This window comes from Streptomyces sp. V4I8 (assembly GCF_041261225.1).
In the GTDB taxonomy this organism is placed as follows: Bacteria; Actinomycetota; Actinomycetes; order Streptomycetales; family Streptomycetaceae; genus Streptomyces.
The window spans coordinates 2,721,627-2,740,159 of the sequence record NZ_JBGCCN010000001.1; the positions used below are offsets into that span (position 1 = coordinate 2,721,627).

Consider the following 18,533-nt stretch of genomic DNA (forward strand, 5'->3'; position numbering starts at 1 on the left):
AACTGACGGAGGTTCAGTGGGCCTGGGACTCGGTCCCGTCGCTCATCCACCAGGCCGCCGTGGAGCCGGGCAGCACCCCGGCCGGGCAGGGGCCGCTCGACAGCAGCGGGGTGCCGGAGACCGGCGCCGGCGTGGGTGCCGTGCCGAAGTTGACGGCGCAGACGAGGCCGTCGCCGCGGACGAAGGCCAGGACGCCGGGCGGGGTGTCCAGCCAGCGCAGGGTGCCCTCGCCCAACTGGGGCAGTGCGTCGCGGAGTTGGAGGCCGTCGCGGTACAGGTGCCAGAAGGAGCGGGTGTCGGCGAGGGCGCGGTCGGTGGCGTACTCGGCGAAGTACTCCGGCTGCGGCAGCCAGGGCTTGGCGCTCTCGGCGCCGGAGGTGAAGCCGAACGGGGACGCCTGTCCCGACCACGGCAGCGGCACCCGGCAACCGTCACGGATACGGGCCCGGCTGCCGGTGCGGTGGAAGATCGGGTCGGTGAGCACGTCGTCGGGCAGGTCGACGACCTCGGGCAGCCCCAGCTCCTCGCCCTCGTAGATGTACGCCGCTCCCGGCAGCGCCAGCATCAGCAGCGCGGCCGCGCGGGCGCGGGCGGCGCCGAGGCCGCTGCCCTCGGTGGCGGGCTCGCCGTAGCGGGTGACGGTGCGGACCTGGTCGTGGTTGTTGAGGACCCAGGTGACCGTCGATCCCGTGCCGGCGATGTCCTCCATGGCCTCGGAGATGACCTTGCGGAAGGCGTCGGCCTCCCAGGGGGCGCTGAGCAGGTCGAAGAAGAACGCCTGGTGGAGTTCGTCGGAGCGCACGTACTGGGCGTGTTCGCGGGCCGTCGGGACGGACACCTCGCCGACGAGCAGGCGCTCACGGCCGTCGCGGGCGGTGTACTCCTCGCAGGTGGAACGCCACCGGCGCCACACCTGGTGCACCTCGGGCTGGTTCCAGGCGAGCGGGTTGACCGAGTCGCGGGTGCGGGCGTCGGCCTCGGGGTCGTCCGAGTCGGGCAGTTCGGGGTGCTTGTAGAGGCCGGCGGCCACGTCGATGCGGAAGCCGTCGATGCCCCGGTCCAGCCAGAAGCGCAGGATGCGGTCGAACTCGGCGCCGATCTCGGGGTTGCGCCAGTTCCAGTCGGGCTGCTCGGGCGCGAACATGTGCAGGTACCACTGACCGGGCCGCCCGTCCGCCTCGGTCACCCGGCTCCAGGCCGGGCCGCCGAACATGGAGTGCCAGTTGTTGGGCGGCTCGGACCCGTCGGGGCCGCGGCCATCGGCGAAGTGGAAGCGGGCGCGGGCCGCGCTGCCGGGCTCGGCGGCCAGCGCCTCCGCGAACCACGGGTGCTCGCTGGAGCAGTGGTTCGGGACGATGTCGAGCAGCACCTTGACGCCGAGCCGCCGGGCCACCGCGACCAGCAGGTCGAACTCGGCGAGATCACCGAAGAGCGGGTCGACATCGCAGTAGTCGGCGACGTCGTAGCCGTGGTCGTGCTGCGGCGAGGGATAAAAGGGGCTCAGCCAGATCCCGTCCACCCCGAGCTTCTTCAGATACGGCAGCCCGGCCCGGACCCCGGCGAGATCGCCGACACCGTCACCGGTGCTGTCAAGGAAGCTGCGGACGTACACCTGGTAGATCACCGCGTCGCGCCACCAGTGGTGCCTGTTCAATCCATTGCCCTGTCTCTGCATGAACTGCGGAACTCGTTATGCATGCATGTTAAGTAGGCGTGTCGCGAAGGTGTCAACGAGTAGGACGCAAGCTACCGATCGGTCAGCCCGTAAAATCAGGACTTATCCACCAGAAACGACCCGAGAAGAGACCTCGGCGTTACTTAACAAGTAACTAGCGACCCGGTGGCTGGCGAAAGGACCCGGTGGCTAGCGAGAGGAAAGGGCGGCGAGCTCTCGCGCCAGCCGCCGCACCGCCGACTCGGGCGTCTCACGCCCGGTCATCGCGTCGTGCACGACCGCCTGCACCACCAGGCTCACCTGGTCGTAGCGCGGGCTCTCGGGGCGCGGCGCCGCCGTCCGCACGCTCTGGCGCAGGGTCGGCAGATACGGGAACTCCCGGACCAGCCCGGGGTCCTCGTACAGGTCGGCCCGCACGGGCGGCAGCGCGCCGCGCGTGAGGATTTGGCGCTGGACGCGCTCACTGGTCAGGTACGCGATCAGGCGCGCAGCCGAGTCGGGGTGCCGGGCGTGGGTGCTGACGGCCAGGTTGGAGCCGCCCAGCACGCTCCTGCCCGGCCCGCCCGGACCCGGCAGCGGCACGGCACCGATCTTCCCGGAGACCGGCGAGCCCTTGGCCGACGCGCCGACATAGGCGTACGGCCAGTTGCGGAGGAAGAGCAGGCGGCCGTCCTGGAAGGCCTGCTTGGACTCCTCCTCCTTGAACGTCAGCGCCCGCTGCGGGATCCAGCCCTCGCGCACGCCCCGGGCGAGGAAGCCGATGCCGTCGCGGGCCGCCGTCGAGTTCACGGTGACGCGCTCGCCCTCGTCGCCGAGGATCGAGCCGCCCGCCGAGTAGACGGCCTCGGCGGCGTTGACGGTGAGGCCCTCGTACGGCAGGAACTGGCCCGCGTAGCCGTCCAGGCCGTACTTGGGCGCGATGGTCTTCGCGGCCCCTTCCAGCTCGGCCCAGGTGCGCGGGGGGTCGACGCCCTCCTTGGCGAGGATGTCCTTGCGGTAGAGGAGCAGGCCGGCGTTGGTGACGTACGGGACGGCGTAGAGCTGTCCGTCGTAGGTCGCCGTGTCCACGACCGGCGGCAGGAAGGTGTCCAGCGGGAAGCGGTCGCGGGCCAGCGGGCGGATCCAGCCCTGCGCCGCGAACTCCGAGGTCCAGCTGACGTCGATGTTGAGGATGTCGAAGCGGCTGCGGTCGCCGGCGCGCAGGTCGGTGGTCATCTGCGCGTGGGTCTCGTCGGCGGAGTCGGGCAGCTCGACGAGAGTGACCTTCTCGTCGGGGTGCGTGCGGTTCCAGCCGTCCAGGACGGAGCCGAGATAGCCCGTGAGGTCTCCGGCGGTGGCGAGGGTCATCGGCCCCCTGCCCGCCGCGGGACCGTCGTCGGCGCGGGCGCCGGAGGCGACGTAGCCGGTCAGGATCACAACGAGGACGAGAAGGCCCCTACCGGCGGCGTGGATCCACCGCATAGGTTTCCTCCCTGTACACCTGGCGCCGAACGTCTTCGTCCGGGGTCAGAGGCCATGTATACCTGTTAGGTATGCGCGATACTAGGCCTCGCAGCACATTACCCAGGATGCGAGGAGGAGAGCACGAGTGCGGCTGCCCCTCCTGGCCCTGCTGGCGCGCGGCCCGGCCCACGGCTACGAGCTGAAGCAGGACCTTGAGCAACTGCTGGGCTCCGCGTACCCTCAGCCGAACGTCGGCCAGATCTATGTGACCCTCGGCCGTCTCGAGAAATCGGGGCTGATAGAGGGCGAGGACGTCGAGCAGTCGAGCCGGCCCAACAAGAAGGTCTACCACCTCACCGACGCCGGGCGTGAGGCGCTGCGCGCCTGGTTCGAGGAGCCCGAGGACGAGCCACGGGTGCGGGACGAGTTCTTCATGAAGCTGGCCGTCGCCCCGCGGACCGGTCTCGCCGACCAGATCGCCCTCATCAACAGACAGCGGCGCCAGTACTTGAACACCATGCGTCAGCTGTCGAAGCTGGCCGCCGCCGAGGACCGGGACAACCGCATCGCCCATCTGCTGATCGAGGGCGCGATGCTGCATCTGCAGGCCGACCTCGACTGGCTGGAGCGGTGCCAGGAAGAGCTGGAGGAGCTGGAGTGAGCGACGATTCCACTCCTGGGCTGCGCGCCGAGGGCCCTGGGCTGCGCGCCGAGGGGCCTGAGTCAGGCGCCGAGCGCCCTGTGCTGCGCTCCGAAGGCCTGGTCAAGACCCATCACGGCGAGGGCGCCCCGGCGCATGCCGTGCGGGGCGTGGATCTTTCCGTCCGGCAGGGCGAGTTCGTGGCCGTCACCGGCCCGTCCGGTGCCGGTAAGTCGACTTTGCTGCATCTGCTGGGCGGACTGCAGCGACCCGACAGCGGGAGCATCTGGCTGGACGGCGAGTGCGCGGACCGGTGGAGCGAGGCCCGCTGGGCGGTGGAGCGCAGGAAGCGCATCGGGATCGTCTTCCAGTTCTTCAACCTGGTCTCCGACCTGTCCGTCGCCGACAACGTCGAACTGCCCGCGCTGCTCGCCGGCGTGCCGCCGAAGCGGGCGCGCGCCGAGCGGGCGGAGCTGCTGGCCGAACTGGGCCTGACCGGCAAGGAGCGGAGCATGCCGGGCGAGCTGTCCGGCGGCGAGCAGCAGCGGGTCGCGCTGGCCCGGGCCCTGGTCAACCGTCCCCCGCTGCTGCTGGCCGACGAGCCCGCGGGCAGCCTGGACAGCAAGGGCACCCGCGAGGTGATGCGGCTGCTGTCCCGCTTCCACCAGCGCGGCCAGACGATCGTGCTGGTCACGCATGACGCACGCCTGGCGAGCGCCGCGGACCGGGTCATCAGCTTCTTCGACGGCCGGATCGCCGACGACGCCGAGCTGGACGGCGGCACACCGCCGCGCCGGACCGGGATATCGGGCGTGCTGGAGCTCAGGGACTGAGATGCGAGCCACCCTGCGCTGGGCGCACTCCGATCTGCGCACGCACCGCGGCGAGGCCCTGTTCCTCGTGCTCGCCACCGCCGGGATCGTCGTCTCCCTGCTGCTGGCCACGGCACTCTTCGGCTACGCCACCAACCCCTGGCAGCGCGTCTTCACCCAGGCGCACGGCGCACACGTATGGCTGCACACCGGTTCCTCGGCCGACACCGGGAAGCTGGCCGACCTCGACGGCATCGAGTCGGTCGCAGGCCCCTACCCGACCGCTTCCACCACTCTCGCCTCCCGCGGAACCCGCGCCTCCGTCGAACTGCGCGGCACTCCCGAGCGCCCCACAGTGGGCCGCCCACTGCTCACCTCCGGCCACTGGCTGGACCCCGCGAACCCCGACGGCGTGGTCCTGGAGACCCGTCTGGCCCGCGCCCTCCTGGCCGCCCCCGGCGACACCCTCACCCTGCCCGGCACCGACCGGAGCCTGACCGTCCTCGGCGTAGCCGACAGCGCCGAGCCGCGGTACCGGCCGGGCGAGCAGCCGGGTCTCGTCTGGGCTCCGCCGTCCGCCGTACGCGACCCCGGCGGCCAGGTGATCGGGCTGCGCCTGACGGACCCCGACGACACGGACTACGCCGTCCAGCGCGCCGTGACCGTGCTGGGCGCCGGCGCGGTCAGCGAGGTCTCCACCTGGAAGCAGGGCCGAGCCGAGGCACAGGGCGACACCCGGCTGCTCGGACAGGTGCTGGGCCTGTTCGGGCTGGGCGCGCTGGTCGCCGCCGGGCTCGCCGTGCACGGGGCGATCGGCACCCGTATCCGCGGCCATCTGCGGGACATCTCGGTGCTGAAGGCGATCGGCTTCACACCGGGTCAGGTGGTCCCGCGTCTTCCTGCTCCAGCACCTCGCCTACGCGCTGCTGGGCGCCGTGGCCGCCGCGGCCGTCATCCAGGCCCTGGGCAGCCGGATCCCGGGGCGTCTCGGGGACGCGGTCGGGGTGTGGCAGGGGTTGCCCGGGAACACGGTGGCGCTGGCCGTGGTGCCGGTGGGGGCGGTGCTGTTCATCGCCGCGACCACAGGGCTCGCGGCGTGGCGCGCGGGGCGGGTGCCCCCGGTGCCGGTGCCGCGGCCCGCCGCTCCGCTCGGCGGGCGGCTCTCGGGCGTGGCCCGGCGAGCGCTCGGGCTACGGCTGCCGCCCGCGCTGGTGCTGGGCTGGCACCGGGCCTTCACACGACGTCCGCGCTCACTGGCGACGGTGGCCCGACTGGCACTGCCGCTGCTGCTGATCGTGGTGGCGATGAGCGCGTGGACCACGATCGAGCGCTTCGACAGCCGGCCCGAACAGATCGGCCTGCCGACCGCCCTCACCGTCCACGCCGAGCCCGGCCTGGCCGACCGCGACGCCCGCGCGCTCCTGGAACGTGACCCACAGGTCGCCGCCGCCTACCCGGGCGTTGAGGTGGCCGCCCTGGTCCCGGGCCAGACGGCCACGATCGCCCTGCGCGGCCTCGGCACCCACGCGCAGCCCTACCCGTACGCCCTGGCCGAGGGCCGTGCCGCGCAGGGCCGCGACGAGGCGGTGGCCGGGCAGGGGCTGCTGGACCTGCTGGACGTGAAGGTCGGCGACTGGGTGCGGATGACCGTCGGCGACCAGCCGCAGATCCTGCACATCGTGGGCCGCAGCATCGAACCCGAGAACGCCGGACGGGTCATCTCCACGTCCCTCGACACCCTCCGCGAGAACGACCCCGGCCTCGGCCCCACCCTCTACGAGCTGCGGCTCGACCCGGGCACGGACCCCGGCCGGGTCGCCGACCGGCTGGCCACCGCCGTGCAGGGCCGCCTGGACGTCCATGCCGTACCGAACCCCGCCGACGGGCTCTCGCCCCTGCGCGGGGTCGTCGTGGGCCTGATCGCCGTCCTGGCCCTCATCGGGCTCATCGAACTGCTGACCGCGATCGGCGGAACCGTCCGCGAGAGCGAGCGCGACCTGCTGGCCCTGAAGGCCATCGGCCTGTCGCCCCGGCAGATCACCGCGATCACCGTCACGTCCACCGCCTGCACCGCGCTGGCCGCGGTCGTCATCGGTACGGCCCTGGGCACACCCCTGGCCCACTGGCTGATCGACTCCCAGGGCAGATCGAGCGGCATCGGCGCCGGCATCGCCCAGGGCCCGCCCGCCGCTCTCCTGCTGCTGTTCGGCGTGGCGGCAGTCGCCGGGGCGGCCGCACTCGCCGCCGTCCCGGCCTCCCGCGCGGCCCGCCGCCGGCTCGCGGACACACTGAGCGCGGTCGCCTGACCCGCGGGGCTATCGCGGGTTGTAAGGGGGCGGCTGGTTGTACGGGTTCTGCGGGCCCGGAGCGTACGGGTTGCCCTGCGGCGGCGGACCGTAGGGGTTTCCTGCCGAGGGTGCGTGGGGGTACCCGGTCGGCGGTCCGTACGGGTTGCCCTGCGGCGGCGCGGAACCGTTCGGTGCGTAGGACGGTGGCGGCGGGGCCGGTGTCGGAGTGGGCGGCATGGTGGGTGGCAAGGCCGCCGGGTGGGCCGCCAGCCGTATGCCGTACCGGCTCTTGAGCCGGCCCATCTCCAGCAGGGCGATGCCCGTGACCGTCACCGGGGCGCCCAGGATGAAGACGAAGCCCATGGCGAGGCCGAGGCCGTGCAGGTCACCCGTGACGAGGTCGGGGATGGCCATGAGCCAGGTCGTCACCGAGGCGAGCAGCGGGGGCAGACAGCGGTGCACGACCGCGGTGCCGAAGAAGTTGCCCGAGATCCGGTAGGCGCCGGCGATCACGAAGACGGCCATCCAGAGCCCCAGGAAGCTGACCAGCAGCCCCCCGAGGGGCCCGAAGGCGCCTCCCATCCGGAAGAGCAGCACCGTCCCGAGCGCCGAGCCGATGAACAGCAGCAGCAACTTCAGCGACCTGACGAGCGGTTCCCGCAGCTGCCCCACCGTGCCGGCGCCGGAACGCCGCCAGAGGTAGAGCATCACGCCGACCGTGAGCGGCGTGATGAACAGCAGGACGACACAGGCGGTCGCCGCGTTGTCCATCATCTCGTCGAAGGCGAAGCCGCCCTCGACGAAGGTGTAGACACCGAACGCCGCGACCGCGCCCGCGATCACGCGTGCCTTCTTGAGCGCGTCCACCGACGGGTCCAGGGACTCCGGGATCCAGGTCGGATGGAACACCGACCGGGCGACATGGTGAGGCTTCAGGAACGACCGGGCGGTCAGCGCGCCGCCCGTCCAACTCCCCTGCGGGTAGGTCAACTTGCACTCCCCCGAGTGATCGTTTCCATGATCAGCGAGGGAGTCTACGGGAAGCGGACGACCGCGCGCCGCCCGCTTTCCGCATCCGCGGTCACTGTCGGCCCCGCAGCTCCCGGTACTTGGCGACGAGCGCCTTCGTCGACGCGTCCAGACCCGGCACGTCCGCGCCTTCGGTCAGCGCGGGCTCGACGCGCTTGGCGAGGACCTTGCCGAGCTCGACACCCCACTGGTCGAAGGAGTCGATGTTCCACACCGCGCCCTGTACGAACACCTTGTGCTCGTACAGCGCGATCAGCTGACCGAGCACCGACGGGGTCAGCTCGCGCGCGAGGATCGTGGTCGTGGGGTGGTCGCCCTTGAACGTCTTGTGGGTCACCAACTCCTCAGGCACCCCCTCGCCACGCACCTCCTCCGGCGTCTTGCCGAACGCCAGCGCCTGCGTCTGCGCGAAGAAGTTCGCCATCAACAGGTCGTGCTGCGCCTTGAGTTCGTCGCTCATCTCGGCGACCGGCTCGGCGAAGCCGATGAAGTCCGCCGGGATCAGCTTGGTGCCCTGGTGGATCAGCTGGTAGTACGCGTGCTGCCCATTGGTGCCCGGGGTGCCCCACACGATCGGCCCGGTCTGCCAGTCGACCTCCCGCCCGTCCCGGCCGACGTACTTGCCGTTGGACTCCATGTCCAACTGCTGCAGATACGCCGTGAACTTGGACAGGTAGTGGCTGTACGGCAGCACCGCGTGCGACTGGGCGTCATGGAAGTTGCCGTACCAGATGCCCAACAGGCCGAGCAGCAGCGGCACATTGGAGTCCGCGGGCGCCGTGCGGAAGTGCTCGTCGACGATCCGGAAGCCGTCGAGCATCTCGCGGAAGCTGTCCGGCCCGATGGCGATCATCAGGGACAGGCCGATCGCCGAGTCGTACGAGTAGCGCCCGCCCACCCAGTCCCAGAACTCGAACATGTTGGCCGTGTCGATACCGAAGTCCGCGACCTTCCCGGCGTTCGTCGACAGGGCGACGAAGTGCTTGGCGACGGCCTCCGGGCCGGCGTTCAGCCGCGTGAGGAGCCAGTTGCGGGCCGAGGTGGCGTTGGTGATCGTCTCGATGGTGGTGAAGGTCTTCGAGGCGATGATGAACAGCGTCTCCGCCGCGTCCAGGTCGTGCGTGGCCTCGTGCAGGTCGGCGCCGTCGACGTTCGACACGAAGCGGACGGTGAGGCCGCGGTCGGTGTAGCTGCGCAGCACCTCGTACGCCATCGCCGGGCCGAGGTCCGAACCGCCGATGCCGATGTTGACGACGTTCTTGATGCGCTTGCCGGTGTGGCCGGTCCAGGCGCCGGAGCGGACCCGCTCGGCGAAGTCGGCCATCTTGTCGAGCACGGAGTGCACATCCGGGACGACGTTCTCCCCGTCGACCTCGATCACAGCGTCGCGCGGTGCGCGCAGCGCGGTGTGCAGCACGGCGCGGTCCTCGGTGGTGTTGATCTTCTCGCCGCGGAACATGGCGTCCCGCAGCCCGAACACGTCCGTCGCGGCCGCCAGCTCGCGCAGCAGCCGCAGCGTCTCGTCGGTGACGAGGTGCTTGGAGTAGTCGATGTGCAGGTCGCCGACCTGCAGTGTGTACCCCGCACCGCGGCCCGGGTCGGCGGCGAACAGCTCCCGCAGCCGCACTTCGCCGAGCTCCTCGCGGTGCTTGGCCAGCGCGGTCCACTCGGGCGTCTGGTTGAGCCTGGTACGGCCGTCTGCGTTCATGTCCGACTTCAGCCTTCTTTCGTGCCTGTCCCAGCTGTTCCAACCTAATTGATCAGCGCGAGGCGTGAGCCGTCGTGGCGTCGTCGTCCGGCGCAACAACAGGTACGTCCGCCTTGCGCACAGGTATCAGCGCGGCGAGGGCCAGCACGAAGAAGACGGCCGTGAGCAGGGGCGGCGTGTTGAGTCCCCAGGCGGTGGCGACAGCACCGCCCAGCAGGGCGCCGAGCGGCACCCCGGCGAAGGCCAACGTCCGGAAGGCGGAGGCCACCCGGCCCAGCAGCTCGACGGGGCTGCGTTGCTGCATGAGCGTCGTCGTGTTGACGTTCCACACCATGCCCATGAGTCCGAAGACGACCAGGGCGGCCACCAGCACGGCCAGGCTGCGCACGGTGCCCATGACGACGAGGGCCGCGGTCTGCACGGCACCGGCGAGCAACACGGCCCGGATCGTGCCCAGCCGCTTCACGATCCGGCCGTTGGCCACTCCCCCGGCCAGACCTCCGACGGTGAACGCGGCGCCCGCCGCCGCGTAGCCCGCAGGACCGGCGTCCAGCCAGCCGGTCACCAGGACGACCAGGGTGGCGAGCTGGGCGCCCATGCCGATGTTGCACAGGGCGGTGGCGGCGCACAGGCCTCGCAGGGACCGGTCGCGCCATAGGGTGCGCAGGCCTTCCGCGATCTCCCGGCGCAGGGTGCTGCCCGCCGGTGCCGGTTTCCGCTCGGGCGTTTCGATCCGCAGGGAGGCCACCAGGACGGCCGCCACCAGGTAGGTACCGGCGTCGGCCGCGAAGGGAGCGGCGGCTCCCGCTGCCAGCAGTACCGGCACGACCGGACCGCCCACCAGTCCGCCGACGATGCGCTGGCCGGTCATCAGGCGGGCGTTTGCGCTGCCGAGGGCGGCACGGTCCACCAGCGCGGGGAGCAGGGCCGTCGAGGCGTTGTCGAACAGCGTCTGGAGCGCCGTCAAGGTGAAGGCCAGAGCGATGAGCAGGCCGATCGAGGCGTGCCCGTGCGCCACGGCCACCGCGAACGCGCCGACCAGCAGGGCGCGTGACACGTCCACCGTCCACATCGCGCGCCGCTGGTCCACCCGATCGGCGAGGGCGCCGCCGAGCAGCCCGAAGACGATCCACGGCAGATACCCGCAGGCGGTGACCGCGGCGATCAGCAGCGGCCGGTCCGTCAGCGTCACGGCGAGGAGCGGCAGGGCGGCCGTACGCAGCGAATCGCCGAAGCTGGAGAGCACGGCGGCGCTCCACAGCCGTCCGAACCCCCCGCGCCACGCGGGCGCACGCACTCCCACGGTCTCAGCCGTCGCCACAACTCCCCCTCGGTCCATCGATGCAGAAGATCGATACACAAACCGTAGAGGGCACCACTGACAATCGGCCTCGCAGCGGGAGTCCACCACCGGCCAGGCGGGGCGTCATACAGGTCCGGCCAGGCACCCGTAGGTGCCCGGCCGGACCTCAACTCCTAGATTTCGCCCCGCAGTTTGGCGAGTGCCTCGGCGAGGATCGCCTCGCCGTCCGCATCGCTGCGCCGTTCCCGTACATACGCCAGGTGCGTCTTGTAGGGCTCGGTGCGCGGCGGGTCCGGCGGGTTGTCCCGGTCCTGTCCGGCGGGGAAGCCGCAGCGCGGGCAGTCCCAGGTATCGGGCACCTGCGCGTCGCTGGCGAAGCTGGGCTGCGTCTCGTGCCCGTTGGAGCACCAGAAGGAGATGCGGAGACACGGCGCGGACTCGCCGCGCTCGGCCTCGCCCATCGGCCCCGCCCCGACCCGGCTTCCTCGGATCGCGTTGCCACTTGCCACGGTCGTAACTCCCTGCGTGATGGTGCCGCAAAGCGAGTCGGCGTTTCGCTTCGCTGCGAGCGCCTCAGTCTACGTAAGGCCCAACGCGCGTCCAGTGATTGGAGTTACAGAGCCCTCACACCTAGACGCAAGCCCCATGATAGGCCGCGCTCAGCTGCGCGTACCGAACATGGGGCCTTACGTGCGGATTGTGCGTGCCGGTCAGTTGTTCACCTTCATCAGGATGCCGAGTACGACAATGCACGCGAACCACAGCAGACCGACCACAACGGTGATCCGGTCGAGGTTGCGCTCGGCGACCGAGGAGCCGCCGACGGACGACTGCATGCCGCCACCGAACATGTCGGAGAGGCCGCCGCCCTTCCCCTTGTGCATCAGCACCAGCAGCATCAGCAGCAGGCTGAAGACGATCAGGGCGATCGAGAACCCCATAACCACGGCTGGACCAACTTCCTCGGATCTGGATAGACGACGGGGGCCGAAGCTTTTTGTGAAAGCCTCCGGCCCCCGCAAGGGTACGACGGATCGCCGTTACCGCATACTCGCAGTTCGTCGGGTCGCCGAAGGGGCGCTCCAAGCCCGTGTCGAGAGGCCGACCGTGCTCAGCCCTTCGGGCCTCCGCGCGCTCGCCGTCTCGACACCGGCCGCGCCCCTTCGGCTCACTGGTCGCGGAACCGAACGATCTTGACGAACTCGTCGGCGTCCAGCGAGGCACCGCCGACCAGGGCGCCGTCGATGTCGGCCTGGGCCATGATCTCCGCGACGTTGCCCGACTTGACCGAGCCGCCGTACTGGATGCGGACCTTGTCGGCCAGCTCCTGCGAGTACAGCTCGGCGACCTTGCCGCGGATGGCGGCGCAGACCTCCTGGGCGTCCTCGGCGCCGCAGACCTTGCCGGTGCCGATGGCCCAGACGGGCTCGTAGGCGATCACGATGGTCTCGGCCTGCTCGGCCGGGAGGTCCTTCAGACCGCCCTCGACCTGGGCGAGGGTGTGCGGGACGGCGTTGCCGGCCTCGCGGACGTCCAGCTCCTCGCCGACGCACATGATCGGGGTGAGGCCGTGCTTGTAGGCGGCCTTGACCTTGGCGTTGACGATCTCGTCGGTCTCGGCGTGGTACTGGCGGCGCTCGGAGTGGCCGATCGCCACGTACGTGCACTTCAGCTTGGCCAGCATCGGGCCGGAGATCTCGCCGGTGTAGGCGCCGGAGTCCTGGGCCGAGATGTCCTGGGCGCCGTACTTGATCTTCAGCTTGTCGCCGTCGACCAGGGTCTGCACCGAGCGCAGGTCGGTGAAGGGCGGCAGGACGGCGACCTCGACGGCGTCGTAGTCCTTGTCGGCCAGGGCGAAAGCGAGCTTCTGTACGTGGGCGATGGCCTCGAGGTGGTTGAGGTTCATCTTCCAGTTGCCCGCCATCAGCGGCGTGCGCGTGCTCATAAAGGGTCAGTCCTCCAGTGCGGCGAGGCCGGGGAGCGTCTTGCCCTCGAGGTATTCGAGGGAGGCGCCGCCACCGGTCGAGATGTGGCCGAATGCGGTCTCGTCGAAGCCCAGGGTGCGGACGGCCGCGGCGGAGTCGCCACCGCCGACCACGGTGAAGCCCTTGGAGTCGACGAGGGCCTGGGCGACCGCCTTGGTGCCCTCGGCGTAGTCGGGGTGCTCGAAGACGCCCATGGGGCCGTTCCAGAAGACGGTGGCGGCGTCGGCGAGCTTCGAGGCGTACAGCTTGCGGGTCTCCGGACCGATGTCCAGGCCCTCCTGGTCGGCGGGGATGGCGTCCGCGGCGACGGTCGTGGGGTTGGCCGGGGCCTTGGTCTTCAGGTCCGGGAACTCGGTGGAGACCAGGACGTCGGCCGGGAGGACGATCTCGACGCCGTTCTTCTCGGCGCGCTCCATGTACTCGGTGACGGCCGGGATCTGGTCCGCCTGGAGGAGGGAGATGCCGACCTCGTGGCCCTGGGCCTTGAGGAAGGTGTACGCCATGCCGCCGCCGATGAGCAGCCGGTCGGCCTTGCCGAGCAGCTGGTCGATGACGGCGAGCTTGTCGGACACCTTGGCGCCGCCGAGCGCGACGACGTACGGCCGCTTGACGTCATCGGTGAGCTTCTTCAGGACGGCGACCTCGTTCGCGATGAGGTAGCCGGCGTAGTGCGGAAGCTTGCCCGGAAGGTCGTACACGGACGCGTGCTTACGGTGCACCGCGCCGAAGCCGTCACCGACGTAGACGTCGGCGAGCGCGGCGAGCTGGTCGGCGAAGGCGCCGCGCTCGGCGTCGTCCTTGCTGGTCTCGCCGGCGTTGAAGCGGAGGTTCTCGACGACCGCGACCTGACCGTCGGCGAGGCCCGCGACCACGGACCGGGCGGAGTCGCCGACCGTGTCGGTCGCGAACGCCACGTCGGCGCCGAGGAGTTCACCGAGGCGCGCCGCGGCCGGGGCGAGGGAGAAGGCGGGGTCCGGGGCGCCCTTGGGGCGGCCCAGGTGGGAGGCGACGACCACGCGGGCGCCCGCCTCGGCCAGCGCCTTGACGGTGGGCAGGACGGCGCGGATTCGGCCGTCGTCGGTGATCGTGGTGCCGTCCAGCGGCACGTTCAGGTCGGCGCGGACGAAGACCCGCTTGCCTGCGACGCCTTCGGAGAGAAGTTCGTCGATCGTCTTCATGAAGGGGACTCCTGAGGAGGGCTCGTGATCGCTCTTGATCGCTCGGAAGCGCTCGTGATCCAACAGGTCTGTTCTGCACGCGCGTCAGGGCTCGGGCGGCGCGTCCCTGCGCCGCCCGAGCCCTGACTCACATCAATGCGCCTGCTCTGGATATCAGAGCTGGTTGCCGACGAAGACCGTGAGGTCGACGAGGCGGTTGGAGTAGCCCCACTCGTTGTCGTACCAGCCGAGGATCTTCACCGAGTTGCCCTCCTGGACCATGGTCAGGGAGGAGTCGAAGGTGCAGGAGGCCGGGTCGCTGACGATGTCCGAGGAAACGATCGGGTCCTCGGTGTACGACAGGTAGCCCGCCAGGTCGCCGTCCTCGGAAGCCTTCTTGAACGCGGCATTGACCTCGTCCTTGGTGACCTCGCGCTGCAGCTGCACGACCAGGTCGGTGGCCGAGCCGGTCGGGACCGGGACGCGCATGGCGATGCCGTCCAGCTTGCCCTTGAGCTGCGGGAGGACCAGGGCGGTCGCCTTGGCGGCACCGGTGGTGGTCGGGATGATGTTCTCGGCGGCGGCGCGGGCGCGACGCAGGTCCGAGTGCGGGAAGTCCAGGATGCGCTGGTCGTTGGTGTAGGCGTGGACCGTCGTCATCAGGCCCTTGACGATGCCGAAGTTCTCGTCGAGGACCTTGGCCATCGGCGCCACACAGTTGGTGGTGCAGGAGGCGTTCGAGATGACGTGATGGTTCGCCGCGTCGTACTTGTCCTGGTTGACGCCCATCACGATGGTGATGTCCTCGTCCTTGGCCGGAGCCGAGATGAGGACCTTCTTGGCGCCGCCGGCGAGGTGCTTCGCGGCGTCGGCCTTCTTCGTGAAGATGCCCGTCGACTCGATGACGATGTCGACGCCCAGCTCGCCCCACGGGATGTCGGCGGGGTTGCGCTCGGACAGGACCTTGATGGTGTGGCCGTCGACGGTGATCGTGTCGGCGGTGTGCGAGACCTCGGCCTTGAGGCGACCCAGGATGGTGTCGTACTTCAGCAGGTGAGCCGTCGTCGCGGTGTCACCCAGGTCGTTGACAGCCACGATCTCGATGTCAGCGCCCTGCTCCAGCAGCGCGCGGAAGTAGTTGCGACCGATACGACCGAAGCCGTTGATGCCTACGCGGATCGTCACGAACCGATCTCCTCGTTGGTACGCCGGCCATGCGGTGCCGGCGAGCTCTATTTGGGATGTCCCCGACCGCCTACGACCCTACCTCTCTGAAGCCGCCGCGGTGACATTCAGATGCCTCATACACGGCAGGGCGGTCCGTACCCGCCAGTAGGGGTACGGACCGCCCCGCCATGAAGGCCGGATCACTCGATTTGGTCACCGTGCGTTGTGCGCGGTTGACCTCGGCGTGTCAGTCGTCAAGTGAGTCGAGGGCCTTTCCGATGAGCGCCTCGCGGTCGGCCGCCGCGGTGACGTGTTCCAGGCCGAAGCCCAGCAGCACCGTGTCGTCCGTGGTGATCGCGCCGTACGTCTGGAACAGCGCTCCGGTGCGCGCCCAGTCCTTGAGGACGGCCGGGCTGCCCGCGGGCGGTCCGGTCACCTTCCAGGCGCCGAGTGACGTCTCGAAGCCCTCGGTCTCGGTGGCCGTGCCGCCGACGACGAGCGAGGTCTCGTCGGCGAGGACGCCGTGGCCCCCGCTGCTCGGGTCGGTGACGTAGCCGATCGAGATCTCGACCGACTTTCCGGCGTACGCGCTCAGGTCGAACTCGACCTGTTCCCAGCCCTCGGAGGCGCCGGTGAGCGCGTTCCACTGACCGCTGCTGCCGGTCGCGGTGCACCCGCTGTTCGCCACGGTGAGGTAGTGGTTCAGCCACGGGTGCTCACCCGCGTAGAACCCGGCCTCGCAGTCCGCGGGCACGGTCGTGCTGGTGGCGCCGCCCTTCTCGGGGAGCGTCGTCCAGTCCTCGGCCCCGGTGGTGTGGGCCTCGACCAGGACGTTGTCGTAGCCGGGCTCGACGTCCCACAGCAGCTGGGTACGCAGCGTGGGCTGTTGCGCCGCGGTCACGCCGGTGAGGTCGACGGTCCTGGTCAGCCGCTTGTAGGCGTCGTCGGTGTGCACGGCGGCCGCCATGGAGGAACCGGCGTACGGCCCGTAGGGGTTGACGGTCCCGGCGAACTGGCCCGCGCCCGCGCCGGCGAACTGAGGGTACTCGTCGGCAGGGAGCTCGTCCGAGGTGACGCTGTAGGTCCCGGCCTTGTCGAGCGGGTTGCCGGTCGCGTCGCCGAGCGGGCCGGTGAAGGCGCCGAGCCTGCCGGAGCCGGTGAAGCCGGTGGCCCCGGGGGTCGACGTACGGGAGTAGGCGCCCAGGTAGTACTGGCTGAAGTCGTCCGAGAAGGTGCCGCCGCCGAGGTCGACGGCGCCGCCGGCCTGCTCACCCGCCTCCATCAGTTCGCCGCCCTCGTTGAGGTAGGCGCGCAGCTGGAGCTGGGTGGCGTTGCCCGGGACGTTCGCGCCCGTGTAGTGGACGACGGTGGCGAAGTGGCCCAGCACGCCGAGCGCGTCGGGCGCGCCCTGAGTGGCGACGTCCCAGACGATCGCCCGGTGACCGTTGGCCTTGAGCGCGTCGACGTACTTCTGCGCGTGCGTGGCGGTGGCGCCTTCTTCGGCGACCACGAGGACGTCCGCGCGCGGCCGTTCGGCCACCGTGTAGGTGAAGTGCTCGCTGGAGACGGGCTTTCCGCTCTTCGTCTCGCCGGTGAACCACACCTCGACCTTGTCGCCCTGGTCGCCGTCCGCGACCTTGGCCCGGTACTCGTCGAAGTAGAGGTTGTCCTCACCGCCGTACGTCTCGCCGCCCTTCCAGGGCCGGAGCGCCATGTCCTCCGTACGGCCGCCGTTGACGCGGTACTTGAGCTCCTTGTCGCGCACGGACTTGCGTACGACGACGGAGACCTCCTGGTCGGCGCCGCGCGAGTACGACGTGGTGAACGGCGCCGGGGTGAAGTCGGCGGCGCTCAGGCCGACCGAGGACTTCGGCTGGTCGGGCTTGGCGGCGGACTCGGCGACGGAGAGTGCGAACGGGACGTTCTTGGCGAACTCCTGCTGGATCAGCTTCTCGTCGTCCGGGAAGTTGAAGACCGACTGGCAGTCCCGCGCGTTCCACTGGTCGTTCGGGTCGATGTTCGACGCGGTCTGGCAGGTCGACATCTCGGGCGTGAACATCGCGATGCCGTTGACGTTCGAGGCGTGTCCGTCCGCCTCGCCGTTGGTGGTGTACAGCTCCGAGGAGACCTGCGGGTGGTAGCCGGGGACCGCGGGGTTGTCCGGCGTGCCGGCGAGCGCCTTGTAGAGGACGTCGTCCGGGGTGTTCGTGGCGACCTGCCAGCCGACGCCGTAGAGGATGAGCTCGGCCGCGGAGTGGTAGTTGATGCCGTAGTCGAAGCCGATACGGCGCTCGAAGCCGTCCAGCGCCTTGGTCTCGGGCTCGGAGGCCGGGGACGCGCCGCGATAGGTCTCGCTGGTGGGGTTGGGGGACGAACCCTCGTCGTCGTAACCCCACTTGTAGGGGAAGTTGCGGTTGAGGTCGACGCCGTCACCGGTGCTGATGGCTCCGTCGCCGTTGATGTCGCGCAGGTTCTTGCGCCACAGGCGGTTGCCGGAGTCCTTGAAGGTGTGGTCGTAGCCGTCGGGGTTGGCCGAGAGGACGAACCACAGCTCGGTCGAGTCGACGATCTTCTTGACGCCCTTGTCCGTCTTGTAGTTGTCCAGGTAGTAGTGCATCAGGCGCCGGGTCATCTCCGGCGTGATCCACTCACGCGCGTGCTGGTTGGACACATAGAGGACGGAGGGCTTGGTGCCGTCCTTCGTCTTCTTGGCGTTCTTGGTGAGCTTGACGGCCAGGATGTCCTGGCCGTTGACCGTCTTGCCGATGGAGACGACCTTGGTGAGGCCGGGGTTCTCCTGCCCGGTCCGGACGATCTCCTCCTTGAGGCCGCCGCTCCCGCTGTACGGGCGGTAGACGCCCTCGGCGGCCTTCTCGGTGCGGGCCTCGGCCTTGGCGGAGAGGTCGTGCTCGGTGAGCTCGACGCCCTTCTTCTCCAGCTTCTTGGCCTGGTCGTCGGTGAGGTAGACCTCGACGGTGGCTGTGCCCTTCTCGGGCGCCTGCTCACTGAGTTCGTGTCCGTCCTGGCCGGCCGCCAGCAGCAGGGGTATCTGCTTCTTGGTGACCTCGGCGCGGAAGACCTTGACCTCGTTCGGGTCGGTGTCCAGCGAACTTCCTTGCTGGGCCTGGGCGATGGGTGCGATGCTCGCTCCGCCTATCAGGAGCGCGCCGACAGCGAGGATCGATCTCGCTCTGTGTCTCATGAACCCCCCTAGCAGTGTTTCGCCACAGTGACGAATGACTGCCAGGCTCATGCCACTTCACGGTCCAGTCAAGGGTGCCGCAAAGACTGACAAATACCGGTGCCGACGTCCCAAGTGGACGTCG

13 protein-coding genes and 1 pseudogene are annotated in these 18,533 nt (G+C 70.1%); 3 read left to right on the forward strand and 11 right to left on the reverse strand.

The genetic code is table 11. From position 1 onward, the window contains the following. Positions 1–13: 13 nt before the first annotated feature. Entirely contained in the window at positions 14–1,675 is a 1,662-nt protein-coding gene (locus tag ABIE67_RS12385; RefSeq protein ID WP_370256512.1) for a glycoside hydrolase family 13 protein, read from the reverse strand. A 189-nt stretch (positions 1,676–1,864) separates the two neighbouring features. Continuing rightward, positions 1,865–3,136 carry an ABC transporter substrate-binding protein gene (locus ABIE67_RS12390; RefSeq protein WP_370256513.1) on the reverse strand — a complete coding sequence of 424 codons (1,272 nt, stop codon included), beginning with the start codon at positions 3,134–3,136 and terminating at the stop codon, positions 1,865–1,867. A 127-nt stretch (positions 3,137–3,263) separates the two neighbouring features. Between ABIE67_RS12390 and ABIE67_RS12395 the strand changes: the two genes are divergently transcribed. The 3 genes and pseudogenes from ABIE67_RS12395 to ABIE67_RS12405 all read left to right on the forward strand — a co-directional run bounded on the left by ABIE67_RS12395 (position 3,264) and on the right by ABIE67_RS12405 (position 6,876). After that, the gene (locus ABIE67_RS12395) at positions 3,264–3,779 is read left to right on the forward strand and encodes a PadR family transcriptional regulator (protein WP_370256514.1); all 516 of its coding nucleotides are present in this window, start codon (positions 3,264–3,266) and stop codon (positions 3,777–3,779) included. Between the two features lie 41 nt (positions 3,780–3,820). Next, a complete protein-coding gene (locus ABIE67_RS12400; protein ID WP_370268488.1) occupies positions 3,821–4,591 on the forward strand; it encodes an ABC transporter ATP-binding protein in 771 nt (256 codons plus the stop codon). A gap of 1 nt (position 4,592) precedes the next feature. Beyond that, positions 4,593–6,876: pseudogene (locus tag ABIE67_RS12405) on the forward strand (ABC transporter permease). A gap of 9 nt (positions 6,877–6,885) precedes the next feature. Here the strand turns inward: ABIE67_RS12405 and ABIE67_RS12410 are convergent. The 9 genes from ABIE67_RS12410 to ABIE67_RS12450 all read right to left on the reverse strand — a co-directional run bounded on the left by ABIE67_RS12410 (position 6,886) and on the right by ABIE67_RS12450 (position 18,409). Continuing rightward, positions 6,886–7,848, reverse strand: a complete 963-nt coding sequence (locus ABIE67_RS12410; protein WP_370256515.1) for a proline-rich domain-containing protein — start codon at positions 7,846–7,848, stop codon at positions 6,886–6,888. A gap of 91 nt (positions 7,849–7,939) precedes the next feature. Continuing rightward, entirely contained in the window at positions 7,940–9,595 is a 1,656-nt protein-coding gene (gene pgi / locus ABIE67_RS12415; protein ID WP_370256516.1) for a glucose-6-phosphate isomerase, read from the reverse strand. Between the two features lie 52 nt (positions 9,596–9,647). Then, positions 9,648–10,916, reverse strand: coding sequence for an MFS transporter (locus ABIE67_RS12420; RefSeq protein ID WP_370256517.1), 1,269 nt, complete (start codon positions 10,914–10,916; stop codon positions 9,648–9,650). Positions 10,917–11,071: 155 nt separating this feature from the next. Continuing rightward, positions 11,072–11,407 carry an RNA polymerase-binding protein RbpA gene (locus ABIE67_RS12425; RefSeq protein ID WP_370256518.1) on the reverse strand — a complete coding sequence of 112 codons (336 nt, stop codon included), beginning with the start codon at positions 11,405–11,407 and terminating at the stop codon, positions 11,072–11,074. 201 nt (positions 11,408–11,608) lie between these two features. Next, complete coding sequence (secG, locus tag ABIE67_RS12430) at positions 11,609–11,839, reverse strand: preprotein translocase subunit SecG (RefSeq protein WP_009300451.1); 231 nt, start codon at positions 11,837–11,839, stop codon at positions 11,609–11,611. A 227-nt stretch (positions 11,840–12,066) separates the two neighbouring features. After that, positions 12,067–12,843 (reverse strand): triose-phosphate isomerase, encoded by a 777-nt coding sequence (gene tpiA, locus ABIE67_RS12435; RefSeq protein WP_030049111.1) that lies wholly within the window; start codon positions 12,841–12,843, stop codon positions 12,067–12,069. 6 nt (positions 12,844–12,849) lie between these two features. Then, the gene (gene pgk / locus ABIE67_RS12440; RefSeq protein ID WP_370256519.1) at positions 12,850–14,061 is read right to left on the reverse strand and encodes a phosphoglycerate kinase; all 1,212 of its coding nucleotides are present in this window, start codon (positions 14,059–14,061) and stop codon (positions 12,850–12,852) included. 153 nt (positions 14,062–14,214) lie between these two features. Continuing rightward, entirely contained in the window at positions 14,215–15,225 is a 1,011-nt protein-coding gene (gene gap / locus ABIE67_RS12445) for a type I glyceraldehyde-3-phosphate dehydrogenase (RefSeq protein ID WP_062719178.1), read from the reverse strand. A 229-nt stretch (positions 15,226–15,454) separates the two neighbouring features. Next, complete coding sequence (locus ABIE67_RS12450) at positions 15,455–18,409, reverse strand: M14 family zinc carboxypeptidase (RefSeq protein ID WP_370256520.1); 2,955 nt, start codon at positions 18,407–18,409, stop codon at positions 15,455–15,457. Positions 18,410–18,533 lie beyond the last annotated feature (124 nt).